We start from the raw sequence: 24750 nt of genomic DNA, 5'->3' as shown, positions 1-24750 counted from the left end.
ATTGACAACCTGAGCGAAGCGCTCAGAACCGGCTAGTTGTTAATGGAAGTATTTGGGGCGGCGTAAAGATACACCTCTTATGATGATAAAACAACCACCTGCAGTTTCAGGCAATAAAAAAGGGATCCGCGGATCCCTTTAAATCAAACCTTAGTGCGCGCCACCACCGCCACCGCCCGCACCAAACGGGGGTTTGGCGAACCAGACCAGACCGAGCAACACCAGGAAGATCCCCGCCGACATCCAGAAGATCTCGTTGGCTGAAATAATCAGCCCCTGATTCGTTATCTGCTGGGCTATCCAGCCAGACGCCTGTTGCTGCGTCATGCCCAGTCCCTGTAGCTGATCGTACATTGCCTGCGCATTCGGGTTATACGGATTCACCGACTCGGTTAACTGTGCATGGTGCATCGATTCCCGGTTGGTCCACATGGTGGTGGTGATCGATGTCCCGATTGACCCCGCCAGCGTTCGCGTAAAGTTAGACAAACTCGATGCCGCCGCCAGACGCTCAGGCGGTAAGCCAGACAGCGTGATGGTTGTTAGCGGCATAAAGAAGCACGCCACCGCGAAGCCCTGAATAAACTGTGGCCAGGCGGAGGCGCCGAAGTCCATTCCCGGTTCAAACGTCCACGCGCGCCAGTAAAAGCAGACGGCATACATAATAAAGCTGAACGTCACCAGCCTGCGCATATCCAGCTTATGGGCAAAGCGGCCAATAATCGGCGACAGGATCACCGGAATAATCCCCACCGGCGCGGACGCCAGACCCGCCCACGTCGCGGTATAGCCGTAAACCTCCTGCAAAAGCTGAGGTAGCAGAACAATAGCCCCGAAGTACAGCATATAAGCCAGACTGATACACAAACAGCCGATGGTAAAGTTTCGCGACTTAAACAGTGAGAGATCGACAATGGGGTTATCGTCGGTAAGCTCCCAGACAATCAGGAAGCTAATGGCGACCACCGCCACCACGGTCAGAATGATGATCTCCTGTGAGGCGAACCAGTCCAGCTCTTTCCCCCGGTCGAGCATAATCTGCAGGCTACCGATCCCAATGACCAGCAACGCCAGCCCGATGGCGTCAATCCGCCGCTGTTCCGTGCGTGTTTCGCGTCCACGCAGGGTTTGCAGCGTCATCAGAACGACGGCAATACCGATTGGCACGTTGATAAAGAAAATCCAGCCCCAGTGATAGTTATCGCTGATATAGCCGCCCAGAATCGGGCCGCAAATCGGCGCGACAATCACTGTCATCGACCACAGCGCCAGTGCGATAGAGCGCTTTGCCGGAGGGTAGTTATTGAGTAGCAGACTTTGCGAAAGCGGGATCAGCGGCCCGGCAACCACCCCCTGAACGACGCGGAAGAAGATCAGCATGTTCAGACTACTGGAGACGCCGCACGCCCAGGAGGCGATGGCAAACGCCACCGTTGACCACATGAAGAGCTTCACTTCCCCAACGCGCTTTGCCAGCCAGCCGGTAATGGGAATCGAGATGGCGTTCGCCACCCCGAAAGAGGTGATCACCCACGTCCCCTGGCTCAGCGATGAGCCCAGGTTCCCGGCGATCGTAGGGATCGCCACGTTAGCAATGGTGGAGTCCAGCACCTGCATGAATGTCGCCAGCGACAGCGCAATCGTCATAATGACGAGCTGCGCGCCCTCCAGCGGTTTTTGCTGTTGCATCACACGCACCTCAGATTAGCCTGCGTTGGCCTGCACAATCTCTTCGATCAGTTTATTGACCGGGGCAAGGCTGATTTCACGGGCGTTACTCTCAGACACCGGCGTAGTGCGCACCTGGCTGGCGAGCACCTGACCGTCGCGGTTCGCGGTATCGACGGTGACGAGCGTCGATAAACCAATCCGCAACGGATGTTGCGCCAGCTGCTGTGCATCCAGTTCGATACGTACAGGCAGACGCTGAACCACTTTGATCCAGTTACCGGTTGCGTTCTGTGCTGGCAGCAGTGAGAAGGCGCTACCGGTCCCCATATCAAGACCGACCACTTTACCGGTGTACTTAACATCATCGCCGTAGATATCACTGATCACCGTTGCCGGTTGGCCGATGCGCATATGGGCAAGCTGCGTCTCTTTGAAGTTAGCATCAACCCACAGATTGGTGGCCGGAACCACAGCCATCAGCGGCGTGGTAGGGCTGATCTGCGCACCAGGCTGCACGGCGCGGCGCGACACGTAGCCGGTCATTGGGCTGACGATCTTCGTTCGCTCGAGCGCCAGCCAGGCGTTACGCACTTCGGTGGCGGCCTGTTGGACGGCGGGCTGATCTTCCAGCTTGCTGTCGAGAATCATCGCCTGATTAGCATTGTATTGCTGAATGGCAACATCAAGCTGCGCCTGAGCGCTGGCCACGGCATCCCGTGCGTGTTGCAGCTCTTCACGACCAATCAGATTGGCGTTACCCAGTGGTACGCGACGGTTAAAATCGCTTTGCGCCTGGGCAAGGGCCGTTTTCTGCACCGCAATGTTCGCCTGCAACTGTTTGCTGTTGATCATTAACTGATGCGTCTGACGGACGCTGGAGGCCAGCGCGGTCTTCGCTTTTTCAAATGCCTGTCTGGCATCCGTCTGATCGAGCGTGACGAGAACGTCACCCTGTTTAACAAAATCAGTGTTATCCGCCCAGACTTTCGTCACGCTGCCGGATACCTGTGCCATGATTTGAACCTGGTTCCCTGCCACGTATGCATCATCGGTCTCTTCGACATGACGCAGTACCAAAAACCAATAAATTCCATATGCCACGGCAATAACGATAAAGAGCAAGGTCAGGAGGAGTAGCGTACTTTTACGTTTGCTTTTCTTCTTAACCGGTTGCTGCGGGGTTTGGGTCTCCGCATTTGCGCTCATGTTGTTCTCCACGATCTTATTTTTTCGTCGGCTGAGCCGAGCTGTTTATCAGAAAGGCCAGCACGTTCAAGTGCTGGCCAGTCAGTTTTCTTTGGTAATCTGGATTATTGAGCGAGTCGACGCGTTAGCTCAGCGCCTCAAGGATAGCACCATCCTGGTCCATCTGATCGAGACGCGTCAGAAGCTTACGAGTGATGTGCTCAAGCTGTTCTTTTTCTGCAGTGTTAAGAGCGGACCACAGTTGATGCAGGCAGTTATGCTGCGGCGGTAATACTTCGCGCAAAAAAGCATGGCCTTTATCGGTTAACTGTAGATGCAGGCAACGACGATCGTTGTCGCTTTCATGGCGCTCGATCCAACCGCGCTTTTCCAGCTCATCAGCGATACGTGTCGCGTTAGTACGGGATGATCCCAGGGCACAGCTCAGTTCAGAAGGCTGAATGCTGTGGTTTTCCTGAGACTCCAGCGTAATCAACGCCATAAACAACGTCTCGTTAATCCCTTGAGCTTTCAGCATTTTATTGCGGTTATCCAGCAGTTTTCCTTGCATATGCATGCAAAGACGAGTCAGCAGGATTTCCTGATACGGAAAATCCTCGTGGCGGCTGGCGCGAAATTTTAGCATTTGTTCAATGGGCGTAAACGAACTATCCATTTGGGCATGACCTCATTAATTTCAGCCGATATAGTAACGACGGTGACAAATAAAGTAAATGTATTATTAAATTAAAATGATTTTTCCAACCTATAAAACCGCCAACATTTTCCACGCTAATCCATAGGCCAGAGCACTTAATAGCGTAGGAATGATGATACTGCGCGTTTTATAAAAACTAGCACCCAGTACAGCAAAGCCCACGAGCGTCGGCACGAAGCGACTGGCATCGTGCATGACCTCAGGGGCCGTTGACACAACCAGCAGGGCGCAAATTGATGCAATGCCGATGGTGTCGAGTAAAACGCCGGTTGCACCACGCTTGCCTGGACGGGTATTTCCCATCTTCAGACGTAGCGGTAAATAGCGAAACCCATAATTTACACAGCCGACCAGCAATCCGAGCAGCAGCACCTCATAGCGCATCGGGAACTCCTTGCCAGAAAGCCTGAATCAGCGCGGTCAGACAACCACTCACAATCCCCGCCAGAATCGCGGCAGGGATGGAAAACAGCGTCACGCCCGCCAGTGCGCCCGCTAAGGCGGCGGTCACGCACAGGGACTGTTTACGCTGGAATGACGCCAGCAGAAAACTCATAAACAGCGCGGGGAGCATAAAACCGAGCGCCGCTTCGACCGCCGGGAATCCTTTCAATAAACCGCTGCCGGAAAAGGCGCCGAGTACGGTTCCCAGCACCCAGGAGGCCCAGGAGCAAAACGCGATGCCAATCATCCAGTTCTCGCTCCAGCGACGGTTATCCCGCACCAGCTTTGCAGTGGCAGCGGCAAAGACTTCGTCGGTGAGACCAAACGCCCACAGGGCGGTTTTCGGTTTACTGAGTTTCTGGGCGATACGACTGCGCAGGGAAGGACCGTATAAAACATGGCGTACATCCATCGCCATGACGGTCAGGGCGGCAACCCATAATGTGCTGCCTGCGGCGAGCATGGTTGTGATAACGAACTGGCTGGCACCGGCATAAATAATGCAGGAGAAAAACACACTCTCAACCGGGCTAAACCCGAGACGGGTGGCATTGAGACCAAATGCAAAGGCAACAGGAATATAGCTGATGACGATGGGTAAGCTGTCTTTGAATCCTTCCGCACAGGTAGCCGGAGGGGTATTGGGCAGAGATGCGGGCCTTTCCATAGAGTTTTGCGCGTTATCACCAATGTTAAAATTATCAGGGTTAATAATCTCTATCACCTTAACAGACTGGGGGGCTCCTTAACACCCTCAGGAGCCCAAACGCTTGCCGGGCGCTTAAATTGCAGCGTCTTGTCGGTGAAATCCTCGCCACCAGACCAGCAGGTTCAGTACGGCAACGGTCGTCCCTGCCAGACAAACGCCCAGCCATCCGGCATGCTGCCAGGCCGAGGCGGAGATCAATGACCCTGCTGCCCCGCCGATAAAGTAACTGGTCATATACCCGGCGGTCAGACGGTTTCGGGCCTCCGGATACAAACGGTAAATCACCGTCTGATTAGTGATGTGAACCCCCTGAACGGTAAGATCCAGAACCAGAATCCCCACAATCAGCGCCAGCACTGAGGTGTGTCCCAACCAGATAGCGAGCCAGGAAAGCAGCAATAGCAGCAGGCCATAGGTTGTGGTGAGGTGAGAATGTCCTTTATCCGCAAAACCGCCAGCCGGACGCGCGCCGAGCGCACCAGCGGCACCCGCCAGCCCAAACAGGCCAATCATCCCTTCAGAATAGTTAAACGGCGGGGCGGCCAGTAAAAAGGCCATTGACGTCCAGAGAATGCTGAAATTGGCGAAGGTCAGGCAGCCCAGCAGTGCACGCGTGCGCAGCAGTTTATCGCGGGTAAACAAACTGAATACCGAACCCAGCAACTGCGGGTAGTTCAGGTGGGTGTCTGACTTCACCTTTGGCAAGCCGCGCCACAGCGCGATGGCCATCAGCGCCATCAATACGGAGGCGACCCAGAAGACAGTGCGCCAACCGCCGAGATTCGCCAGCAGTCCCGCCACGGTTCGCGCCAGCAAAATGCCCAGCAGTAGGCCGCTCATGATGGTCCCGACCACTTTGCCGCGTTTATCCGGCGTGGCAAGCGTCGCCGCCAACGGCACCAGAATCTGTGCAACCACGGAAAAAAGTCCGGTCAGCGCCGTACCGAGGATCATCATCGCCAGCGACTGACTGCTGGCGGTAATCAGCATCCCGCCCGCCGCCAGCAGCGTCATGGAGACGATCAGCGTCCGGCGTTCAAACATATCGCCAAGCGGAACCAGAAACAGTAAACCGGCGGCGTAGCCAAGCTGAGCGGCGGTGACGATAAACCCCGCTGAACTGGCAGAAAGTAAGAAGTGGCGTGCGATGGTTTCGAGCAGTGGCTGTGCATAATAGTTGCTGGCGACGGCCAGACCGGTAGCCACTGACATGAGAACGATCAGTGCCGGGCTCAGCCCGTGAGAGGTTTTTGTCATTATGTTCGCAATCGTGAGTCAGGTGATGATTTCTTTGGGAATCAATCATAGTGGACATTTATGAATGTTGGGGATTTGTTGCGTGCCGGATTGTGCGATCAGGGGAGGGAACGGAGGGAGCAGGCCGGGAACCGCGTTCCCGGCTATCGTATGCCAGATAAGCGCATCGCGCGCCATCCGGCATTCAGGAGGCAATTACTTCTGCGCCGCCAGCGCGTCGTTCACCCAGCCGTCAAACTGCTGCTGGTGGGCTTTGATCCAGCCGTCAACATGACCCTGAACGTCAGCTTCCGACGCTTTGCCCTCATGCATCATCGCGTTTTGCGCGTTAATGTCCGCCAGCGGCAGTTTCATGATGGCAAACAGTTTCGCCGCCGCCGGGTTTTTCTCTGCCCAGGCCTTGTTGGCAACGATGTGCATGGTGTTTACCGGGAAGCCATAGTTCGCGCCATTCGGCAGTTTAGTATCGATATCTTTCTGTTCGCCCGGCAGTGAGGAGAACGGCACCTGTAACCAGACCACATCTTTACCTGGCTTCATCACGTCGCTCACCCAGTAAGGCGTCCAGGTGTAATACAGAATTGGTTTACCTTCTTTAAAGCGGGTGATGGTATCGGCCATCATCGCTGCATAGTTACCGTGGCTGACGTCGACGGTTTTTTCCAGATCAAACGCTTTGTTCTGGTGGTTAATCACGGCTTCACAGCCCCAGCCTGGTGAGCAGCCCATCATGTCCGCCTTACCGTCGCCGTTGGTATCGAAGATTTTAGCGATGTTGGGGTCTTTCAACTGGGCGATGTTAGTAATTTTGTACTGTTCAGCGGTTTTCTTATCGATCAGGTAACCCTGCGCAGCCCCGGTGACGAATGTGCCTTCGCGGTAAAACTTCTTGTCCCCGCCTGCCGCAGAAAACATATCGTCGTGCAGCGGCTGCCAGTTGACGGCGGTAAAGGTAGCGTCACCGGAGGCAATAGAGGTGTAACCCACGTTATAGTCGACTTCGCTCGGTTTATTGACGGTGTAACCCAATTTCTCCAGCGCGCGGCTCACCAGCAGCGTCTGAAAGGTTTCTTCGGTGATGGTGCTCTGTACCGGTTGGACGGTAATGCCTTTGCCTGGCAGGTCGGCAGCGAAAGCGCTGGTAGAGACAAGGGTGGCAAACGCTGTGGCAATCATGATTTTCTGTCGCATCGTTGTTCCTTAATTATTGGAGGGACGTGTAGGCCCGGTAAGCGCAGCGCCACCGGGCAACAGGTGAATTACTTAATGAAAGGGCGCGTAACGAGCCCGACAGGACCGGTGGTGTACCAACGACGGTTACCGCGGCTGCGTGAGTCGCGACCCACGGCTTGAGTCAGACGATCCAGAATGATGGCGAGGATCACAATGCCGACCCCGCCGACGGTGGCCAGTCCCATATCGAGACGACCGATACCGCGCAGTACCATCTGGCCCAGACCACCGACGGCAATCATGGAGGCGATCACGACCATCGAGAGCGCAAGCATGAGCGTCTGGTTGACCCCTGCCATAATGGTGGGCATCGCCAGCGGTAACTGAACTTTGAACAGCATCTGACGCGGACTGGCTCCAAATGAACGTGACGCTTCGATCAAATCAGCCGGAACCTGGTTAATCCCAAGGATCGTCAGACGCACAATCGGCGGCAACGCAAAGATGATCGTCACGACCACCCCCGGCACGTTGCCAATACCGAACAGCATCACAATCGGCACCAGATAGACGAACGCTGGCGTTGTCTGCATGGCGTCGAGCAGCGGACGAACGATCTTCGCCGCCCGTGGACTGCGCGCCAGCCAGATCCCCATCGGCAGGCCGATCACCACGCAAAAGAGCAGAGCGGTCAGCACCAGCGCCAGCGTAATCATCGCCTGCGACCAGGCGCCGATCGCGCCGATGGCAATCAGGGAAACAAGTGTTGCAACGCCCATCCCGACGCCGGAAATCTGCCAGGCGATCAGGGCGAAAACGACGATCGCCACCGGAGCCGGCATTCCCAGCAGCAACTGCTGAAAACCGTTAAGGATGTAATCCACCGGCACACGAATGCCCTGGAAGACGGGACGAAAATGGGTAACCACCCAGTCGATCCCTTCAGTGACCCAACTGTCGAGCGGGATCAGCGTCTTATGGAACGGATCCATAATGTTGAAATGTTCTGGTGCTGGCGCAGGTGCGCTGGTCAGCCAGTCTGCGCTGCCGCTATCGGCAGGCGTCCCGGACGGCGTGCTCCAGGCGTCAGCGGATGGTGCGGCGCTCTCAGCCGCTGGTGCGGTATCCCACGGATTAGATTGATCAGCCATTGTTTGTCCCCTCGCGATCTAAAGCCTGTAGCAGCATGCGTTTTGAAATAATGCCTACATACTGTTGTTCCTCATCGACAACCGGCACCGCGCACGGCGCTTGTCCGACATGAGAGAGCAGCTCGCTAAGTGGGGTTTGTGCATCTACGGCCAGCGGCTCGTCGATTAACGCCCCTTCAATGCCCTGAGCCTGACCTAATGCCGCTTTTAATGAGTCGATGGAGACCACGCCAACAAACTTATTGCCGCGTTCGATGACGTAACCGTATTCCCGATCTTCGTCCTGTAATAATTTCAGGGCTGAACGGGGGCCAAAGCCCGGCGTTTTACGAATCAGTCCCACCGGGCTACGGCGGGCAATATCTTTCGCGCTAAAGACCTGGCTAATATCGACGCCACGGAAGAAGGTACGCACATAATCGTTCGCCGGATTATTCAGAATTTCATCCGGTGTACCGACCTGAACTACTTCGCCATTTTGCATAATGGCAATTCGGTCGCCAATACGCATCGCTTCATCAAGGTCGTGGGAAATAAAGACGACGGTGCGCTGATGTTTCGCCTGCAGTTTCACCAGTTCATCCTGCATCTCGGTACGAATTAAGGGATCGAGCGCAGAGAAGGCTTCATCCATTAATAAGATGTCAGGGTTAATGGCTAATGCTCTGGCGAGACCGACACGCTGACGCATGCCGCCGGAAAGTTCATCCGGGTAGCCGTGCGCATAATTTTCAAGTCCCACCTGGCGCAGGGCATCCAGCGCTTTTTCGCGACGTTCCTCAGCACTTACACCGGCTAATTCCATGCCGAATGCGGTATTGTCCAGAACGGTCATGTGCGGCATCAGCGCAAATGACTGGAAGACCATCGCAATCTTTTTTCTGCGCACCTCGCGGAGTTCGGCATCCGATATTTTGGCGATATCGACGCCGTCGATCAGTACCTGTCCACGGGTGGGTTCAATCAGGCGATTGAGAAGGCGTACCATTGTGGATTTACCCGAACCGGATAATCCCATGATGACAAATATCTCGCCTTCTTCAATGGCCAGACTGGCGTCTTTAACGCCAAGCGATAGCCCTGTTTTTTCCAGAATTTGTTCTTTTGAAAGTCCTTTTTCAATATATTTGAAGGCGCGCTGTGGATGCTCTCCAAATACTTTATATAGATTTTTCACTTCTAATTTAATTGCCATGCAATAGAAAGATTCCTGTTATTTATTTATGTCGATATGATACCTGATAGAAATAGTCACCTTTTTCTACCCTAACATACTGAGAATCTGAGACAACCCTGAATGCGATATGAGGGGAAATAGAGAGGAAGGCAAATTGCCGGGACTTCCCATGATATAAGGGCTGAGAGCAAACCACGGCCGGTGAATATTTTTTGTCAAGACCACTAAAAACGCGCCTGAATTTCAGCAATTCAGGCGAATATGACAACCACTATTGAGTGTAGATCACCCTGAAATAATTGGGTGATAAAAATGTGATCTGCTTAAAATATTACCATCATGATTGCCGTGATATTTCCCCTATTAATTTCCGTTAAAAATTCCAGTCTTCGTCTTCCGTTTCGACGGCTTTTCCCATCACGTATGACGATCCTGAGCCGGAGAAAAAGTCATGGTTTTCGTCGGCATTGGGCGACAGCGCAGCCAGGATTGCCGGATTCACCTCCGCCATTTCCGCCGGGAACAGCGCCTCATAGCCCAGGTTCATCAACGCCTTGTTGGCGTTGTAGCAAAGGAACGCATTGACATCCTCTGCCCAGGCGGTGTCGGCATACAGTTCTTCGGTATAACGGACTTCGTTATCGTACAGTTCCATCAGCAGCTCGAGGGCAAAATCCTTCAGCTCGTCACGCTCGGATTGAGAGCGTTTTTCCAGTCCTTTCTGGTATTTATAGCCGATGTAATAGCCATGAACCGCTTCGTCACGAATGATTAGCCGGATCAGATCGGCGGTGTTGGTGAGCTTACCGCGGCTGGAGAAATACATCGGCAACCAGAAGCCGGAATAGAACAGGAAGGATTCCAGAAACACACTGGCAATCTTCTTCTTTAAAGGGTCGTCGCTGGCGTAATGCGCGAGGATAATCTGCGCCTTTTGTTGTAACGGCGCATTTTCTTCGCTCCAGGCATAAGCGGCATCGACATCTTTCGTCTGGCACAGCGTAGAGAAGATGGAACTGTAGGAGCGGGCATGCACCGCTTCCATAAAACTGATGTTCGACAGCACCGCCTCCTCGTGCGGTGTCAGGGAATCTGCCATCAGCGACGGGGCCCCGGCGATATTCTGGATGGTGTCGAGCAGCGTCAGGCCGGTAAAGACGCGGATGGTGAGCTGCTGCTCGGCGGCGCTCAGGTTTTGCCACGCTGGAATATCGTTAGACAACGGTACTTTTTCCGGCAACCAGAAGTTGCTGGTCAGGCGGTTCCACACTTCGAGATCTTTGTCGTCCTGAATCTTATTCCAGTTAATGGCGCTCACGCGTGATAATGTCATACTGCTCTCCTTACAATGCGCACGAGACGCAGCCTTCAATTTCAGTACCTTCCAGCGCCAGCTGTCGCAAGCGAATGTAATATAACGACTTAATGCCTTTTCGCCAGGCGTAGATCTGCGCTTTGTTGATATCGCGGGTGGTGGCGGTATCGGGGAAAAACAGCGTCAGCGACAGGCCCTGATCGACGTGTTTAGTGGCTTCGGCGTAGGTATCAATGATTTTCTGTGCGCCGATTTCATACGCGTCCTGATACATATCCAGATTCTCATTGGTCATGAACGGGGCCGGATAGTAGACGCGCCCGGTTTTGCCCTCTTTGCGAATCTCCACTTTCGAGACAATCGGATGAATGCTCGACGTCGCATGATTGATGTAGGAGATCGAACCGGTCGGTGGCACCGCCTGTAAATTCTGGTTGTAGATGCCATAGCGCATCACTTCGTCGCGCAGATACCGCCACATTTCACGCGTCGGCAGCGTGATGCCGCTACGGGCAAACAGCGCCCGGACTTTCTCGGTTTTCGGCGTCCAGTTCTGATCCAGATACTGCGTGAAGAACTCGCCGCTGGCGTAGCGCGACTGTGCGAATCCGGCAAACGTCTGTCCACGTTCGCGTGCCAGCAGCATCGACGTATGCAGTGCATGCCAGGTGATGGTGTAAAAGTAGAGATTGGTGAAATCCAGTCCTTCTGGCGAACCATAGGCGATGCCTTCGCGTGCCAGATAGCCGTGCAGGTTCATCTGTCCCAGTCCGATGGCGTGGGAGGCGGCATTACCGGCAGCAATCGACGGGACGCTGTGGATATGGCTCATATCTGACACCGCCGTCAGCCCGCGAATCGCTGTTTCGACCGTCCGGCCAATGTCCGGAGAATCCATGGTGTGGGCAATATTCAGCGAGCCGAGGTTGCAGGAAATGTCATGCCCGGTCTGGGCGTAGTCAAGATTCTCCTCGTAGGTAGAGGCGCTGTTGACCTGCAAAATTTCCGAGCACAGGTTGCTCATATTAATGCGACCCGCAATCGGGTTGGCGCGATTCACCGTATCCTCATACATAATGTAGGGATAGCCGGATTCAAACTGAATTTCTGCCAGTGTCTGGAAAAAGTCGCGGGCGTTAATGTATTTTTTGCGCACGCGCTCGTCGGCGACCAGTTCGTCGTATCGTTCGCTTATGGCGATATCGCCGAAGGGTTTACCGTAAAGACGCTCGACGTCATACGGCGAAAACAACGCCATCTGCGCATTCTCTTTGGCCAGGCGGAAAGTGACGTCCGGGATCACTACCCCCAGTGAGAGCGTTTTAATGCGGATCTTTTCGTCGGCGTTTTCGCGTTTAGTATCGAGGAAACGCAGAATATCCGGATGATGCGCATGCAGATAGACCGCCCCCGCCCCCTGACGCGCGCCTAGCTGGTTGGCATAGGAAAAGGCGTCTTCCAGCATCTTCATCACCGGGATCACCCCGGAGGACTGGTTTTCGATGCGCTTGATGGGCGCACCGGCTTCGCGCAGGTTAGAGAGTAAAAACGCCACGCCGCCGCCGCGTTTGGAGAGCTGAAGCGCGGAGTTCACCGCCCGACCGATCGACTCCATGTTATCTTCAATCCGCAGCAGGAAGCAGGAGACCAGTTCGCCGCGCTGCTGTTTACCGCAGTTTAAGAAGGTGGGCGTGGCGGGCTGGAAACGCCCTGAGAGCATCTCATCGGTGAGTTGTGACGCCAGCGCTTCATCCCCCTGCGCAAGTGTGAGCGCAACCATCACCACCCGGTCTTCAAAGTGTTCCAGATAGCGTTTGCCATCAAAGGTTTTCAGCGTGTAGCTGGTGTAAAACTTCCAGGCACCGAGGAAGGTCTGGAAACGAAAACCGCTGGCGTGAGCGCGGGCAAACAGCGACACCACGAAAGCGCGATCGTAGCGTGCCAGAACGCTTTCGTCGTAATACCCTTCGCGCACCAGCGTTTGCAGACGTTCCTCCTGACTGCTAAACGTGACGGAGTGGGGGCGAACATGGGCGGCAAAAAAGGCGTCGACCGCCTGCCTGTCTTTATCGAACTGAATACGGCCTGCTTTATCGTACAGATTCAGCATGGCGTTCAGCGCATGGTAATCCAGCGATTCCTGCGTTACGCGTTCTGCGGTTGTCGTTGCCAAAATTCGCTTACTCCTTTTCGAACGTTGTCGATGTCGGCGGGGGTTCCCATCAGTTCAAAACGATAGAGCCAGGGTACGGCACATTTCTGGGCGATCACTTCCCCTGCGCGACCATACGCCTCGCCGAAGTTACGATTGCCAGAGGCAATGACGCCGCGAATTAACGCCCGGTTGTGAGCATCATTTAAAAAGCGGATCACCTGTCGCGGCACTGCGCCAGCCGTGCCGCCGCCACCGTAGGAAGGCACCACCAGAATGTAGGGATCGTCTACCCGGATCCGTTCGCGTTCATTCAGCGGAATGCGAATGGCGGGCAGCCCCAGACGCTGCATAAAACGGTGCGTATTTTCGGAGCTGCTGGAGAAGTAGACGAGCGGGTTCATGCGCTGGCTACCCGAGGCTCTGGATGCAGACGGTTGATCATATCCGGACGAAATCCTGACCAACGGGTTTCGCCGGCAATGACCACCGGCAACTGGCGAAAACCTTGCGCACGCAGGGTCTCGGCCGCGTCGGGCACCAGATCGACGTTCACCATCTCAAATTCAAATCCACGGCTTTCCATCGCCCGTTTAGTGGCGTGGCACTGAACACAGTCATTTCGAGTGTAAATAGTAATGCGCATGATTCGTATTTCCATTTAAAATGAAAGAACGGCGCGATAAGACGCGTCGGTTTGGGTGTGTACTGATAGAGGGAATACTAGATGTAGTTGAAATAAGTTTCAACCATACAAGATATGGGAATTATCGATTGATTACTCCCCACCGATGAGCCTGGCGGGGAGCGGGAGTTTGTGCTGAAAAATCGCCGGATTACATCCGCATGCTAACGGCCAGGCGGTTGAAGCAGTTCATCAGACCGATCGCAAAGGTCAGGTCGCTGATTTCGCGAGCGCTAAAATGCGTAAGCAGCGGCAGATAAACGTCATCTTCAGCATGGGTTCTGGCGATATCGGTCACCGATTCAGCCCACGCCAGCGCCGCTTGTTCCTGCGCGCTGAAATGATGACTCACTCGCCAGCCGGCCAGCGCGTCCAGTTTACTTTGCGTGACACCCGATTTACGCAGCGCCTTGCTGTGCATTTCCAGGCAAAATGCGCAGCCGTTGATCTGCGAAATACGCAGGTAAATCAATTCCATCAGCGTGGTATCCAGCGCGCTGTTTTCCAGTGCCGTTTTCGCTTGTACCAGGACGTTATAGACTTCAGGGCTGAGTTCATAGTAGGGCTGGCGTAACGTCGTCATGGTGCTTCTCCTCATGTTGATGGCAGGCAATGTAGCACTATAATGGACTGCAAAAGAGAGCCATATTTTTACGAAAAAAGCAGACCATATGCCGCGCTATCAGCAAATTGCCCGTCAGTTAAAAACGGTCATTGAACGTGGGGAACTCCAGCCCGGAGCCAGACTACCGTCCAGTCGTACCTGGTCACAGGAGCTGGGTATTTCGCGCTCGACGGTGGAAAACGCTTATGCGGAGCTGGTGGCACAGGGCTGGCTGGAGCGGCGAGGGCAGGCGGGAACGTTTGTCAGCGCACAGTTGCATCCGGAACAGACGTACAGCGAACCGGTGGTCTTTGCCGGAGAAAGTACCGTTCCTCAGCCCTTCCAGATGGGGCTTCCTGCGCTGGATCTCTTCCCGCGAGACATCTGGGCGCGGGTGATGGGGCGACGACTGCGCACGCAGACGCGTTTTGATCTGGCTCTCGGCGACGTCTGCGGTGAAGCCGTGTTACGCCAGGCAATCGTGGACTATCTGCGCGTGTCGCGCAGTATTGACTGTCTGCCCGAGCAGATTTTTATCACCTCAGGCTATGCGGCATCGATGACCCTCATCCTGCGCGCGCTGGCCACGCCGGGCGATGGCATGTGGATTGAAGATCCCGGCTTTCCGTTGATCCGTCCGGTGATTGAGCAGGAAAATGTCGCGCTGCTGCCGGTTCCGATCGATGACGACGGGTTGAATGTGGCGACCGGGATCCGCGATTATCCGGATGCGCGTTTTGCGCTACTCACTCCGGCCCATCAAAGCCCGCTTGGCGTCGCGCTGTCGTTAGCCCGGCGTCATCAACTGCTGGAGTGGGCATCACATACCCAGGCGTGGATTATTGAAGATGATTACGACAGCGAGTTTCGTTATCACGGTAAACCGCTGCCGCCGCTGAAAAGTCTGGATGCGCCACAGCGGGTAATTTACGCCGGTACGTTCAGCAAATCGCTGTTTCCCGCCTTGCGCTGTGCATGGCTGGTGGTGCCAGTAAACCAGGTGAGTCGTTTTCGTCAGCAGGCGGTACGGATGGCCTGTAGCGTGCCGCTGCTCTGGCAGCAAACGCTGGCGGATTTTATCCGTGATGGGCATTTCTGGCGGCATCTGAAAAAAATGCGTCAGCACTATGCGCAGCGAAGGCAATGGACGGAAAGGGCACTCGGCGAACAGGGATTTCACGTTGTGCCCCAACAGGGCGGGATACAGCTGGTGATTACTGTTGACGGTGACGATATCGCGCCGGTACGCAAAGCCAATGAGGCGGGCCTGGCGGTCCAGGCCCTGAGTCGCTGGCGGTTGAATACATCGGGGATGGGAGGGATTTTGCTGTCGTTCACTAACATCGCTTCGCCTGAAATCGCGTGCCAGGTGGCAAAGCGGTTGCGACAGGCCATTCAGTCAGCGCTTTAGTCGAGTTTATGCCAGGCCGGATAAACGTAAACGCTATCCGGCACCGGCCTCATCCTTAGCGTCGAAGACTCAGCAACGCACCGACAAAGATCCCCACCGCCGCCGCCGTACCGATGCTACACCAGGGTTTATCACGCACAAACGTATCAGCGCAGCCTACGGCGTCACGGGCGGCTTGCTGCACGCGCGTCCGGCCGTGCATTTTCGCACGCGTCTCTTTCAGTAGCGCCTGTGCTTTACGCCGTGCGGTATCTGCTTCATCCTTCGCATCGCTGCCCAATGACTTCAGTACGGCTTCCAGACTGTCGGCTAATTGATTGACGTCATTATGAATATCCTGCACACCATCATCTACGTCGTTTCGGTTCGGTCGGTTAAACATATGATCCTCCAGTGATTTCGATGTGACTTTCAGTTTAGTCGATATTTTTAACTTCTGAGACGCCTCACGGCGTTATTGCGCGTTTATGGACTTTTCTGAAAGCGTTGCCAATGCTGAATCAGGTAAGGTAAGCCCGCAGTAAAAGATAACGAGGAAAAAATATGTATTTACGACCTGACGAGGTGGCGCGCGTACTTGAAAAAGTGGGGTTTACCGTTGATGTGGTAACACAGAAAACGTACGGTTATCGACGTGGCGAGAATTATGTCTATGTTAATCGCGAAGCGCGTATGGGACGCACTGCGCTGGTGATTCATCCGACATTAAAAGAGCGCAGTTCTTCGCTGGCTGAACCGGCATCTGAAATTAAAACCTGCGACCATTATCAGCATTTTCCGCTTTATTTAGCCGGGGACACCCACGAACACTACGGCATTCCTCACGGCTTTAGTTCGCGTATTGCGCTTGAGCGTTATTTGAATGGACTGTTTGGCGAGGCGAGTTAATTAAGCGACTGGCACAGCCAGTCGCAAAGTCGTTTCAGGCTTTAACCTGTTGGTAGCGACTCACCTTAAACAGGCGGCGGCAATAATCGAGGAAATAGCCATATACCGCCCCCATCATCATCGATATTACGATATTAGAACTGACTGCGGCGGTAATTTGATGCCAGTCAGCGCCCACCGTCAGCAGAATAGCGACATAAACCGGGGACTGGAAGGTGACATAAGCCAGTACATCCGCCAGGTTTTTCAGCCACCCCGCAGAACCCACTTTACGCGACGCCTTCATAAAGAGATCACGATACATTCCATAGGGCCAGGCGATCAGAATGTTGACCGGAATGGCGACCAGTCGGGACGAAAGTGATTGCTCAAAGGTCATTCCGGAGAGGAAGATCTCGATCAACATGTTCACGACAGAACAATAAACAACCATCGCGAACGTGTCTGCTACAGCATGACGCAAGCGTGACTGTGGTGAGAACATGCTGATGCTCCTTGTAAAAAAGGGGTAAAATTGCCGTTAAATAAGTTCGTTTTAGTGGTTTGTTGTGGTGTTTTTGCTTGATGCTAGAGTATATTGCTGTATTGTAACTATCAACTAGCGAAATATTTTTATTTTGACGCTTTTTGTCGATAAAATACTCTGTAACCGCCTGATTTTTGTACCGGATAGAGTTTTTGTTGTTTGTGTATTTTAAATCATTAAAAATCAATATGTTATGTTGGTGTTCTGATTGAGGGATTTCCCTGTAAGGCAAAAACCGCATTCTATGTTCGATGAGCCGATATGGAGGTTATTCGTCAGAGAATGAGAAAATGAGCCGGAATATTATTTAGCGTATATTAACGGGAGGTGGTATTTCCTCTGTTATATTCCAGGGGCTGGAAAATGTTCTAACAATATAATAGACTGCGCAGTGTAATAATTTGTTTTTGCGTTAAAGGATTTTAATTATTATGAATTTGATGTTACAGAACTTAAATAATATTCGTAAATTACGCGCCATGGCTCGCGAATTCTCCATTGACGTTCTTGAAGAAATGCTGGAGAAATTCAGGGTCGTCACTAAAGAAAGACGTGAAGAAGAAGAACAGTTACAGCGTCAGCGCGCTGAACAGCAGCAGAAAATTAATACTTTGCTGGAAATGATGAAGGCCGACGGAATTAGCCCGGAAGAGTTATTCAGCAATGACGCCGCGGCCATGCGAGTGGGTAAAAAACGCCAGCCGCGTCCGGCGAAATATCGCTATACCGATCTTAACGGGGAAAGTAAAACCTGGACCGGTCAGGGGCGTACGCCAAAACCGATTGCCCAGGCACTGGCGGCAGGTAAATCGCTGGACGATTTTCTGATCTAATTTTGTAAGCGGTGAGGTGTTCCTCACCGCGTATTTCCCGTCATTATTGAGGACGGCGATTCCACGGCATTTTGTCGAGCAGTCGCGCCATGCCGCAAAAACCAGTCAGTCCGGCGAACAGCAACCCCGCGCCTACAAAACCGCTGAGCAGGAAAAAGCCGCTGTTGACGCTATACCCCAACACCACGCCCAGTAAGGCCAGCCCGCCTGCGGCAATTTGTACCTGACGCATCAGCGGAAGCGGCTGTGATTTATCTTCTGCCGTGGGGAAACCCGCCGCTTTCCAGCCGTCAATGCCCCCTTCCAGCAGCAAGACTTCAGCCGGTGCGGCAAGAGCCTGCAAGGTAGCCGCATTGTTTTGCGTTCGTTTTCCGGACTGACAATGGAAAATGACGCATTCACCTCGCAGCCTGGCAGGAAAGCCCCCCTGTTCGAGCGTACTCAGCGGTGCGAGATGGGCCTGCGGAATATGTTCACGCAGATATTCGTCGGCATCGCGAATATCAATCAGTCTGGCGCCTTGCTCAATACGGGCCTTTGCGTCGCGCGGGGAAATCGTTCCGATGGTCATGTTCACTCCTTATGGACAATAGACGTTTTTCAATGTGGCAATGAGTGAATTCACCGCTGCATTTTTAATGAAATAGAGGATGCGCTGAGCATCGCGCTGGCTGCCAATCAGCCCTTCTTCGCGCATTTTTGCCAGATGCTGTGAAGTGGCCGAGGGACTTAACCCGGTGGCGCGTGCCAGATCGCCCGCGCTGGTGCCCGGTGAGCCGCAAAGCATACACAGGATCAGCAGTCGCTTAGGGTTGCTCATCGCTTTCAGCAGGGCCGCCGCCTGTTCCGCGCTGGCCTGGAGTTGTTCGAGTTCGCTCATCTTTATTTTAGTGTTTTCTAAATTAAGTAAAGTCTAAAATAAAAATGAAGCGACTGCCAGTGTAAAAATCGTAAAAGAGGGTAAAAGCGAGAGTGATAACTGGCGATCTCCGCTAAGCTCGCTACGCTTAGGGATAAAATCCCTTTTTAAACAATGAGTAATTTTTTTTTTGGAGTGTATATGGGTTTCTGGAGAATTGTATTTACGATCATTCTGCCGCCGCTGGGGGTCCTGTTGGGTAAAGGATTCGGCTGGGCGTTCATTCTTAATATAGTTCTGACGTTACTGGGCTATATTCCGGGTTTGATTCACGCGTTCTGGGTGCAAACCCGTCCTTCATCTCTTTCTTAACCGCCATGATACCGCCCGATAGCGTGACGTTATCGGGCCACACCGGTCGCCGCGCCGTCAGAATTTTAAGCGAAACTTTCTGCTACACTTCCTGAGTGTTTATTGTCAACGATCGAGGTGGATATGGGACTTTTCAACTTTGTAAAAGACGCCGGGGAAAAACTGTGGGATGCAGTAACCGGTAATCACGATAAAGACGATTTAGCAAAAAAGGTGCAGGACCATCTGCATAAAACCGGTATTCCGGACGCTGACAAGGTGAATGTACAAATTGCTGATGGCAAGGCGACGGTGACGGGTGACGGATTAAGTCAGGAAGCGAAAGAAAAAATCCTGATTGCGGTCGGGAATATTTCCGGGATTGCCAGCGTGGAGGATCAGGTTAAAACCGACGCGCCTGCCGCCGAGAGTCAGTTCTACACGGTGAAATCCGGCGATACCCTGAGCGCTATTTCGAAACAGGTTTACGGCAATGCCAACCTGTATAACAAAATTTTTGAGGCGAATAAGCCGATGCTTAAAAGCCCGGATAAAATATATCCCGGCCAGGTGCTGCGTATTCCGGAAGAATAAGCGCCGTCAGGATTTTTGCGCCAGTAGTTTACCGGTCATGGCCTGCTGGATAATAGGTATCGGCGTCAGTAAATGTTGGCGCATGAGTTCACTGGCGCGCGTCGCATCGCGCGCCAGAATTGCCTCCGTTAGCGTCTGATGCTGAATGTGTTTATCCTCCAGCATTTCAACCGACAAGACCGTTTTTCGCAGCCAGATAAACCGATAGCGCGCCGCGAGATCAAACAACCGTTCACGCATTTGCAGCAGATACTGCGAACCGCATCCGGCAACAATAGCGGTATGGTATGCCTGATGGCGTAAATCCCACTCATCCAGCAGGTGTTCGCTGGCGTCGCTGGCCTCTAGCTTGCTGAGCATGTGGGCGCGGGCGAGGATCTCAGCTTCCCATTCGTCACCGCCGCGTTCAATCGCCAGACTTACCAGCATGGCTTCCATATTGGCCCGGGCGTCGAAAATATCGAGCAGTTCCTGCTCTGACATGGACGCCACCCGATACCCTTTTTGATTCACCACCGTGACCAGCCGTTCCGCCACCAGATGAGAAAGCGCCTCCCTGAGCGGCCCAACGCCAAGAGAATAGCGTGAAGTTAATAAACTCATGCGCAGTTTTTCATCAGGTTGATAAACACCACGGATAATATCGTTCTTCAGCCAGCGGTATCCATCTATGGCCGTCGGATGGGAAATGGCGGTCATGGTCTTACTCCTGAATCGTGTTCCCGGCCTGCGCCGGGAAATCATTTAACGGGTATTTTGCAGCGGTGTCTTTTGCCACAATACCAGTTTTTTCCAGCGCGACATAATCGGCACGGTGCAAATAATCCCCAGCCCCAGCAACCCTGTGGAAATCACTTCCAGCTGTTGCGCCGGGCGGAAGAGCATCACAACCAGCACAAAGATGATAAAGCCAATCACCAGCCAGGTCAGCCATGGATAGAGCCACATTTTCAGTTTGATCTCGCCGCCTTCCGCCAGCAGGATTTTGCGCATCCTCAGCTGAGAAACGGCGATAACCAGATACACCAGCAGGGCGATAGCGCCGGAGCTGTCAATCAGGAACTTAAACACTTTTGCCGGGGCATAATAGTTCACGACTACGGTTAAAAACGCCGCGCCTGTCGAGAGTAACACCGCCACCCAGGGGGTTTTGCTGCGATTGATTTTACCCATCATGGCTGGCGCGTCGCCACGGCGGCTCAGGGAGTAGAGCATTCGCGACGCGGTATACAGCGCAGAGTTCAGGCAACTGGTTACCGACAGCAGGATCACACAGTCCATGATCAGTTTGGCATGCGGAATATGCAGCAGTTCCAGCACCGACTGATAGGAACCTACCTCTTTCAGACCCGGCATGTTCCACGGAATCAGGGAGACGACGACAAAGATCGAACACAGATAAAAGATCGAAATACGCCAGATGACCGAGTTAGTGGCGCGGACGATGTGCTTATCCGGCGTGTCGGATTCGGCAGCGGCGATGGTAACAATCTCAGCGCCCATAAAGGAGAACATGGTGATCAGCATGGCGCTTAGCACCGCGCCAAAGCCGTTCGGCATAAAGCCGCCGTGATCCCACAAGCGCGAAATACCGCTGACTTCAGCGTAAGGGTAAAAACCGCTGATCGCCGCGGCACCCAGCGCGATAAAGGCGAGGATGGCAATCACTTTGCACAGCGCCAGCCAGAACTCAAACTCACCGTAGTTTTTGACGCTCAGCAAATTACTGCCGGTTAACGCCAGCGTGATGACCAGCGAGAACAGCCAGATCGGGACGCCGGGGACCCAGGAATTGAGGATGATGGCGGCGATATTCGCTTCAAGCGGGATCACCAGCACCCAGAACCACCAGTACAACCAGCCGATGGTGTAGCCTGCCCAGCGTCCGATGGCTTTATCGGCGTACGTGGAAAAGGAACCGGTGTCCGGCGTGGCGACGGCCATTTCGGCCAGCATCCGCATAATCATCACCACCAGTAATCCGGCGAACAGATAGGCCAGCAGGACCGCGGGCCCGGCCTGGGCTATCGCCACACTGGAACCCACAAACAGACTTGCGCCGATAACCCCGGCAATAGACAGCATGGTGACGTGGCGTGATTTCAGCCCGCCCCCTAAATCATGTGATTGCGACAGTTGCCCCATCTTATGACCTCTTTATTGTTATTGAACCGTTTGCCGGATGGCGGCTCCGCCTTATCCGGCCTTCAGAGGAGAGGTTTTCCAGGCCGGACAAGACGCCGAGGCATCTTGTCCGGCAGCGCTACAGGCGTGTTAACCGTGTTTCACCTCATCAAAACACTGGGCGATAATGTCCAGCCCCTGGCGGATTTGCGCCTCTTCAATAGTGAGCGGAACGAGGATGCGCAGCACGTTGTAGTACGGCCCACAGGAGAGCAGGATCAGACCTTTGTCGCGGGCGCGCGCGACGATCTCTGCCGTCAGTTTTGCATCCGGCTTGTTATGGTCGCCGTCTTCAAACAGTTCGATGGCGATCATCGCCCCCATTCCACGGACATCGCCGATTTCACGATGCGTTTCGGCAATCGCCAGCAGACCGTTGCGCAGGGTTTTGCCGAGTTCGTTGGCTTTTTGCAGCAGATTTTCCTGCTCGAAAATGTTCAGGACCGCCAGCGCGGCGGCGCAGGCAATTGGGTTACCGGCATAGGTGCCGCCCAGTCCACCCGGCGGGATGGCGTCCATGACGTCGGCGCGTCCGGTGACGCCCGCCAGCGGGAAGCCCCCGGCAATGGATTTGGCGAAGGTAGTGATGTCCGGTGCCACGCCCATCTGCTCCATCGCAAACAGCGTACCGGTACGCCCCGCACCGCTCTGTACTTCATCGGCAATCAGCATGATCCCGTGTTCGTCGCAAATCGCGCGCAGGCGCTGCATAAAGGCCGGGGAGGCGGCGTAGAAACCGCCTTCGCCCTGTACTGGTTCAATCACGATGGCGGCGATATCTTCCGGCGCGGCATCATTTTTAAAGATGCGGTGAATGCTGGCGATGGCGTCATCTTCGCTAATGCCGTGCAGGGCGCACGGATAGAGCGCGCGATAGACGTGACCCGGCATCAGCCCCATTCCGGCGGAGTACGGGTTCACTTTCCCGGTCAGCGACAGGGTGTAGTGAGTGCGACCGTGGTATGCACCGCTAAAGGCGATCGTCCCCGTGCGTTTCGTTGCCGCGCGGGCGATCTTCACAGCGTTTTCTACCGCTTCGGAACCGGTGGTGACCAGCAGGGTCTTCTTGGCGAAGTCGCCCGGCACTTTCTGGTTCATGATTTCGCACAGTTGCAGATACGGCTCATAGGCCAACACCTGGAAGCAGGTGTGGGACAGTTTTTTCAGTTGCGCTTCGACTGCCGAGACGATCTGCGGGTGCAGGTGTCCGGTGTTCAGCACCGCGATGCCGCCAGCAAAATCCAGGAATTCACGGCCTTCCACATCCCAGACCCGGCAGTTTTCCGCGCGCGCGGCAAAGATCGGATGAATTTGTCCTACGCCACGCGGGACGGCATGAGCGCGACGCTGCATTAATTCGTTATTGGTGCTCATCAGGTGTTCTCCAGTTGATTTATTATGAAAGGCCAATGCACAGGTATTTGATTTCTAAGTAATCTTCGATGCCGTATTTGGAACCTTCACGGCCAAGACCGGAGGCTTTGATCCCGCCAAACGGCGCGACTTCGTTCGAGATAATGCCGGTATTAATGCCGACGATGCCGTACTCCAGCGCCTCGCCAACGCGAAAGACGCGGCTCAAATCGCGGGCGTAGAAATAGGCCGCCAGACCAAACTCGGTGTCGTTGGCCTGTCTGATAACGTCGGCTTCATCACTAAAGCGGAACAGCGGAGCCAATGGACCGAAGGTCTCTTCTTTGGCGACCTTTGCGTTGTCTGGCACGTCCACCAGAATGGTGGGCTGGAAGAAATTACCGCCCAGCGCGTGCGGTTTTCCGCCGGTGATGATGCGCGCCCCTTTTTCCAGCGCATCGGCAATATGCTCCTGCACTTTGGCGACCGCTTTCTCATCAATCAGTGGGCCGGTAGTGACGTCGGGTGCCAGACCGTCACCGAGATGCAGTTTTTCCACCGCCTGTTGCAGCTTCTCCGCAAAGCGCTCATAAACGCCGTCCTGCACATACAGACGGTTGGCGCAGACGCAGGTCTGTCCGGCGTTGCGGAACTTGGACGCCAGCGCGCCTTCAACCGCTTTATCGAGGCAGGCATCGTCAAAGACGATAAACGGCGCATTACCGCCCAACTCCAGAGAGACTTTTTTGATGTCTTTGGCGCACTGTTCCATCAACTGACGACCAATCTCCGTCGAACCGGTGAACGACAGTTTGCGCACCAGCGGATTGTGGGTCAGTTCGTTACCGACCGCGCCCGCCGAACCGGTGACAACACTGAATACGCCCGGCGGGATCCCGGCGCGGTTTGCCAGTTCCGCCAGCGCCAGCGCGGAGAACGGCGTCTGGCTGGCGGGTTTAAGCACCATCGTGCAGCCAGCCGCCAGTGCCGGACCGGCTTTGCGGGTGATCATCGCTGACGGGAAGTTCCACGGCGTAATGGCGGCAGTAACGCCAATCGGTTGCTTAATGACGATCAGGCGTTTGTCGGCCTGGTGTCCGGGAATGGTGTCGCCATAAATGCGTTTGCCCTCTTCGGCAAACCACTCAATAAAGGAGGCGGCATAGCTGATTTCCCCTTTGGCTTCTGCCAGCGGCTTGCCCTGTTCCAGGGTCATCAGGCGGGCGAGATCGTCCTGATGCTCCAGCATCAGATTGAACCAGCGACGCAGAATATTCGCCCGCTCTTTGGCGGTGAGGTCGCGCCAGGCGGGCAGCGCGCGGTTAGCGGCCTCAATGGCATCGCGGGTTTCCGCGCTGCCCATTTTCGGCACGCTGCCCAGCGTCTTGCCGTTGGCCGGGTTGGTCACCGCAATGACTTCGCCGCTATCGGCATCGCGCCACTGGCCGTCGATCAAGGCCTGCTGACGGAACAACGTCGGATCGTTTAGTTGCATGATGGCTTCCTGTCT

27 protein-coding genes are annotated in these 24750 nt (G+C 54.3%); 5 read left to right on the top strand and 22 right to left on the bottom strand.

The features are described 5' to 3' along the window. Positions 1-150: 150 nt before the first annotated feature. The 14 genes from emrB to OGW13_RS23975 all read right to left on the bottom strand — a co-directional run bounded on the left by emrB (position 151) and on the right by OGW13_RS23975 (position 14220). Positions 151-1689 (bottom strand): multidrug efflux MFS transporter permease subunit EmrB, encoded by a 1539-nt coding sequence (gene emrB / locus OGW13_RS24040; protein ID WP_042999623.1) that lies wholly within the window; start codon positions 1687-1689, stop codon positions 151-153. Positions 1690-1704: 15 nt separating this feature from the next. After that, entirely contained in the window at positions 1705-2877 is a 1173-nt protein-coding gene (gene emrA, locus OGW13_RS24035; RefSeq protein ID WP_044266594.1) for a multidrug efflux MFS transporter periplasmic adaptor subunit EmrA, read from the bottom strand. Positions 2878-3001: 124 nt separating this feature from the next. Then, positions 3002-3532 carry a transcriptional repressor MprA gene (gene mprA, locus OGW13_RS24030; protein WP_044326893.1) on the bottom strand — a complete coding sequence of 177 codons (531 nt, stop codon included), beginning with the start codon at positions 3530-3532 and terminating at the stop codon, positions 3002-3004. A 90-nt stretch (positions 3533-3622) separates the two neighbouring features. Continuing rightward, positions 3623-3958: an L-valine transporter subunit YgaH gene (ygaH, locus tag OGW13_RS24025; protein ID WP_042326037.1), complete on the bottom strand. Its 336-nt coding sequence runs from the start codon at positions 3956-3958 to the stop codon at positions 3623-3625. Then, positions 3948-4685, bottom strand: a complete 738-nt coding sequence (locus OGW13_RS24020) for an AzlC family ABC transporter permease (RefSeq protein ID WP_058588281.1) — start codon at positions 4683-4685, stop codon at positions 3948-3950. The genes ygaH and OGW13_RS24020 overlap by 11 nt, the downstream gene beginning before the upstream one ends. Positions 4686-4799: 114 nt before the next feature. Continuing rightward, entirely contained in the window at positions 4800-5984 is a 1185-nt protein-coding gene (locus OGW13_RS24015) for an MFS transporter (RefSeq protein ID WP_042999626.1), read from the bottom strand. Positions 5985-6179: 195 nt separating this feature from the next. Then, positions 6180-7175, bottom strand: coding sequence for a glycine betaine/L-proline ABC transporter substrate-binding protein ProX (proX, locus tag OGW13_RS24010; RefSeq protein WP_042999627.1), 996 nt, complete (start codon positions 7173-7175; stop codon positions 6180-6182). Positions 7176-7243: 68 nt separating this feature from the next. Then, the gene (gene proW, locus OGW13_RS24005; RefSeq protein ID WP_042999628.1) at positions 7244-8308 is read right to left on the bottom strand and encodes a glycine betaine/L-proline ABC transporter permease ProW; all 1065 of its coding nucleotides are present in this window, start codon (positions 8306-8308) and stop codon (positions 7244-7246) included. After that, positions 8301-9503: a glycine betaine/L-proline ABC transporter ATP-binding protein ProV gene (gene proV / locus OGW13_RS24000; RefSeq protein WP_042999629.1), complete on the bottom strand. Its 1203-nt coding sequence runs from the start codon at positions 9501-9503 to the stop codon at positions 8301-8303. The genes proW and proV overlap by 8 nt, the downstream gene beginning before the upstream one ends. 355 nt (positions 9504-9858) lie before the next feature. Further along, positions 9859-10818: a class 1b ribonucleoside-diphosphate reductase subunit beta gene (gene nrdF, locus OGW13_RS23995; RefSeq protein ID WP_042999630.1), complete on the bottom strand. Its 960-nt coding sequence runs from the start codon at positions 10816-10818 to the stop codon at positions 9859-9861. Positions 10819-10828: 10 nt separating this feature from the next. Next, positions 10829-12973: a class 1b ribonucleoside-diphosphate reductase subunit alpha gene (nrdE, locus tag OGW13_RS23990; protein WP_287116574.1), complete on the bottom strand. Its 2145-nt coding sequence runs from the start codon at positions 12971-12973 to the stop codon at positions 10829-10831. After that, positions 12946-13356, bottom strand: a complete 411-nt coding sequence (gene nrdI, locus OGW13_RS23985; RefSeq protein WP_042999632.1) for a class Ib ribonucleoside-diphosphate reductase assembly flavoprotein NrdI — start codon at positions 13354-13356, stop codon at positions 12946-12948. The genes nrdE and nrdI overlap by 28 nt, the downstream gene beginning before the upstream one ends. Further along, on the bottom strand, positions 13353-13598 hold the full coding sequence (nrdH, locus tag OGW13_RS23980) for a glutaredoxin-like protein NrdH (protein ID WP_042999633.1): 246 nt from the start codon (positions 13596-13598) through the stop codon (positions 13353-13355). Before nrdH ends, nrdI begins: the two co-directional genes overlap by 4 nt. A 190-nt stretch (positions 13599-13788) precedes the next feature. Continuing rightward, the gene (locus OGW13_RS23975; protein WP_287116572.1) at positions 13789-14220 is read right to left on the bottom strand and encodes a carboxymuconolactone decarboxylase family protein; all 432 of its coding nucleotides are present in this window, start codon (positions 14218-14220) and stop codon (positions 13789-13791) included. Between the two features lie 88 nt (positions 14221-14308). Between OGW13_RS23975 and pdxR the strand changes: the two genes are divergently transcribed. Beyond that, positions 14309-15652 (top strand): MocR-like pyridoxine biosynthesis transcription factor PdxR, encoded by a 1344-nt coding sequence (gene pdxR, locus OGW13_RS23970; protein ID WP_287116571.1) that lies wholly within the window; start codon positions 14309-14311, stop codon positions 15650-15652. Between the two features lie 55 nt (positions 15653-15707). On the opposite strand, the gene OGW13_RS23965 is transcribed toward pdxR, so the two are convergent. Beyond that, positions 15708-16034, bottom strand: a complete 327-nt coding sequence (locus tag OGW13_RS23965) for an ElaB/YgaM/YqjD family protein (RefSeq protein ID WP_042999636.1) — start codon at positions 16032-16034, stop codon at positions 15708-15710. A gap of 161 nt (positions 16035-16195) precedes the next feature. On the opposite strand from OGW13_RS23965, the gene OGW13_RS23960 reads away from it, so the two are divergent. After that, complete coding sequence (locus OGW13_RS23960) at positions 16196-16540, top strand: DUF2002 family protein (RefSeq protein WP_042999637.1); 345 nt, start codon at positions 16196-16198, stop codon at positions 16538-16540. Positions 16541-16574: 34 nt separating this feature from the next. Here the strand turns inward: OGW13_RS23960 and alaE are convergent, their stop codons facing one another. Continuing rightward, the gene (gene alaE / locus OGW13_RS23955; protein ID WP_042999638.1) at positions 16575-17024 is read right to left on the bottom strand and encodes an L-alanine exporter AlaE; all 450 of its coding nucleotides are present in this window, start codon (positions 17022-17024) and stop codon (positions 16575-16577) included. A gap of 473 nt (positions 17025-17497) precedes the next feature. On the opposite strand from alaE, the gene stpA reads away from it, so the two are divergent. Next, positions 17498-17899: a DNA-binding protein StpA gene (gene stpA, locus OGW13_RS23950; protein WP_042999639.1), complete on the top strand. Its 402-nt coding sequence runs from the start codon at positions 17498-17500 to the stop codon at positions 17897-17899. Positions 17900-17942: 43 nt separating this feature from the next. Here stpA and OGW13_RS23945 read toward each other — a convergent pair whose 3' ends face one another. Together OGW13_RS23945 and OGW13_RS23940 are read right to left on the bottom strand one after the other, a co-directional pair. Beyond that, positions 17943-18470 carry a rhodanese family protein gene (locus tag OGW13_RS23945; protein WP_042999640.1) on the bottom strand — a complete coding sequence of 176 codons (528 nt, stop codon included), beginning with the start codon at positions 18468-18470 and terminating at the stop codon, positions 17943-17945. A gap of 9 nt (positions 18471-18479) precedes the next feature. After that, on the bottom strand, positions 18480-18779 hold the full coding sequence (locus tag OGW13_RS23940; protein ID WP_042999641.1) for an ArsR/SmtB family transcription factor: 300 nt from the start codon (positions 18777-18779) through the stop codon (positions 18480-18482). 180 nt (positions 18780-18959) lie between these two features. Between OGW13_RS23940 and OGW13_RS23935 the strand changes: the two genes are divergently transcribed. Together OGW13_RS23935 and lysM are read left to right on the top strand one after the other, a co-directional pair. Further along, entirely contained in the window at positions 18960-19130 is a 171-nt protein-coding gene (locus tag OGW13_RS23935; RefSeq protein ID WP_042999642.1) for a YqaE/Pmp3 family membrane protein, read from the top strand. A 123-nt stretch (positions 19131-19253) separates the two neighbouring features. Next, on the top strand, positions 19254-19703 hold the full coding sequence (lysM, locus tag OGW13_RS23930; protein ID WP_042999643.1) for a peptidoglycan-binding protein LysM: 450 nt from the start codon (positions 19254-19256) through the stop codon (positions 19701-19703). Between the two features lie 6 nt (positions 19704-19709). Here the strand turns inward: lysM and csiR are convergent, their stop codons facing one another. The 4 genes from csiR to gabD all read right to left on the bottom strand — a co-directional run bounded on the left by csiR (position 19710) and on the right by gabD (position 24735). Next, positions 19710-20402 carry a DNA-binding transcriptional regulator CsiR gene (gene csiR, locus OGW13_RS23925; RefSeq protein WP_042999644.1) on the bottom strand — a complete coding sequence of 231 codons (693 nt, stop codon included), beginning with the start codon at positions 20400-20402 and terminating at the stop codon, positions 19710-19712. A gap of 45 nt (positions 20403-20447) precedes the next feature. Continuing rightward, complete coding sequence (gabP, locus tag OGW13_RS23920) at positions 20448-21848, bottom strand: GABA permease (protein WP_044327460.1); 1401 nt, start codon at positions 21846-21848, stop codon at positions 20448-20450. Positions 21849-21977: 129 nt separating this feature from the next. Continuing rightward, positions 21978-23261 carry a 4-aminobutyrate--2-oxoglutarate transaminase gene (gabT, locus tag OGW13_RS23915; RefSeq protein WP_125339070.1) on the bottom strand — a complete coding sequence of 428 codons (1284 nt, stop codon included), beginning with the start codon at positions 23259-23261 and terminating at the stop codon, positions 21978-21980. Between the two features lie 22 nt (positions 23262-23283). Further along, positions 23284-24735, bottom strand: coding sequence for an NADP-dependent succinate-semialdehyde dehydrogenase (gabD, locus tag OGW13_RS23910; protein WP_042999647.1), 1452 nt, complete (start codon positions 24733-24735; stop codon positions 23284-23286). Between the last annotated feature and the right edge of the window lie 15 nt (positions 24736-24750).

Origin of the sequence: Citrobacter sp. Ca225 (assembly GCF_030337175.1) — a bacterium.
GTDB classification, from domain to species: Bacteria; Pseudomonadota; Gammaproteobacteria; order Enterobacterales; family Enterobacteriaceae; genus Citrobacter_A; species Citrobacter_A amalonaticus.
The sequence above is the reverse complement of the archived record's forward strand: the minus strand, read 5'-3'. Positions and strand labels throughout refer to the sequence as shown.

Bases quoted from the DNA above. Each gene is read 5' to 3' on its own strand.
- emrB (WP_042999623.1), bottom strand. From the start codon at position 1,689: ATGCAACAGCAAAAACCGCTGGAGGGCGCGCAGCTCGTCATTATGACG.
- emrA (WP_044266594.1), bottom strand. From the start codon at position 2,877: ATGAGCGCAAATGCGGAGACCCAAACCCCGCAGCAACCGGTTAAGAAG.
- mprA (WP_044326893.1), bottom strand. From the start codon at position 3,532: ATGGATAGTTCGTTTACGCCCATTGAACAAATGCTAAAATTTCGCGCC.
- ygaH (WP_042326037.1), bottom strand. From the start codon at position 3,958: ATGCGCTATGAGGTGCTGCTGCTCGGATTGCTGGTCGGCTGTGTAAAT.
- OGW13_RS24020 (WP_058588281.1), bottom strand. From the start codon at position 4,685: ATGGAAAGGCCCGCATCTCTGCCCAATACCCCTCCGGCTACCTGTGCG.
- OGW13_RS24015 (WP_042999626.1), bottom strand. From the start codon at position 5,984: ATGACAAAAACCTCTCACGGGCTGAGCCCGGCACTGATCGTTCTCATG.
- proX (WP_042999627.1), bottom strand. From the start codon at position 7,175: ATGCGACAGAAAATCATGATTGCCACAGCGTTTGCCACCCTTGTCTCT.
- proW (WP_042999628.1), bottom strand. From the start codon at position 8,308: ATGGCTGATCAATCTAATCCGTGGGATACCGCACCAGCGGCTGAGAGC.
- proV (WP_042999629.1), bottom strand. From the start codon at position 9,503: ATGGCAATTAAATTAGAAGTGAAAAATCTATATAAAGTATTTGGAGAG.
- nrdF (WP_042999630.1), bottom strand. From the start codon at position 10,818: ATGACATTATCACGCGTGAGCGCCATTAACTGGAATAAGATTCAGGAC.
- nrdI (WP_042999632.1), bottom strand. From the start codon at position 13,356: ATGAACCCGCTCGTCTACTTCTCCAGCAGCTCCGAAAATACGCACCGT.
- nrdH (WP_042999633.1), bottom strand. From the start codon at position 13,598: ATGCGCATTACTATTTACACTCGAAATGACTGTGTTCAGTGCCACGCC.
- OGW13_RS23975 (WP_287116572.1), bottom strand. From the start codon at position 14,220: ATGACGACGTTACGCCAGCCCTACTATGAACTCAGCCCTGAAGTCTAT.
- pdxR (WP_287116571.1), top strand. From the start codon at position 14,309: ATGCCGCGCTATCAGCAAATTGCCCGTCAGTTAAAAACGGTCATTGAA.
- OGW13_RS23965 (WP_042999636.1), bottom strand. From the start codon at position 16,034: ATGTTTAACCGACCGAACCGAAACGACGTAGATGATGGTGTGCAGGAT.
- OGW13_RS23960 (WP_042999637.1), top strand. From the start codon at position 16,196: ATGTATTTACGACCTGACGAGGTGGCGCGCGTACTTGAAAAAGTGGGG.
- alaE (WP_042999638.1), bottom strand. From the start codon at position 17,024: ATGTTCTCACCACAGTCACGCTTGCGTCATGCTGTAGCAGACACGTTC.
- stpA (WP_042999639.1), top strand. From the start codon at position 17,498: ATGAATTTGATGTTACAGAACTTAAATAATATTCGTAAATTACGCGCC.
- OGW13_RS23945 (WP_042999640.1), bottom strand. From the start codon at position 18,470: ATGACCATCGGAACGATTTCCCCGCGCGACGCAAAGGCCCGTATTGAG.
- OGW13_RS23940 (WP_042999641.1), bottom strand. From the start codon at position 18,779: ATGAGCGAACTCGAACAACTCCAGGCCAGCGCGGAACAGGCGGCGGCC.
- OGW13_RS23935 (WP_042999642.1), top strand. From the start codon at position 18,960: ATGGGTTTCTGGAGAATTGTATTTACGATCATTCTGCCGCCGCTGGGG.
- lysM (WP_042999643.1), top strand. From the start codon at position 19,254: ATGGGACTTTTCAACTTTGTAAAAGACGCCGGGGAAAAACTGTGGGAT.
- csiR (WP_042999644.1), bottom strand. From the start codon at position 20,402: ATGACCGCCATTTCCCATCCGACGGCCATAGATGGATACCGCTGGCTG.
- gabP (WP_044327460.1), bottom strand. From the start codon at position 21,848: ATGGGGCAACTGTCGCAATCACATGATTTAGGGGGCGGGCTGAAATCA.
- gabT (WP_125339070.1), bottom strand. From the start codon at position 23,261: ATGAGCACCAATAACGAATTAATGCAGCGTCGCGCTCATGCCGTCCCG.
- gabD (WP_042999647.1), bottom strand. From the start codon at position 24,735: ATGCAACTAAACGATCCGACGTTGTTCCGTCAGCAGGCCTTGATCGAC.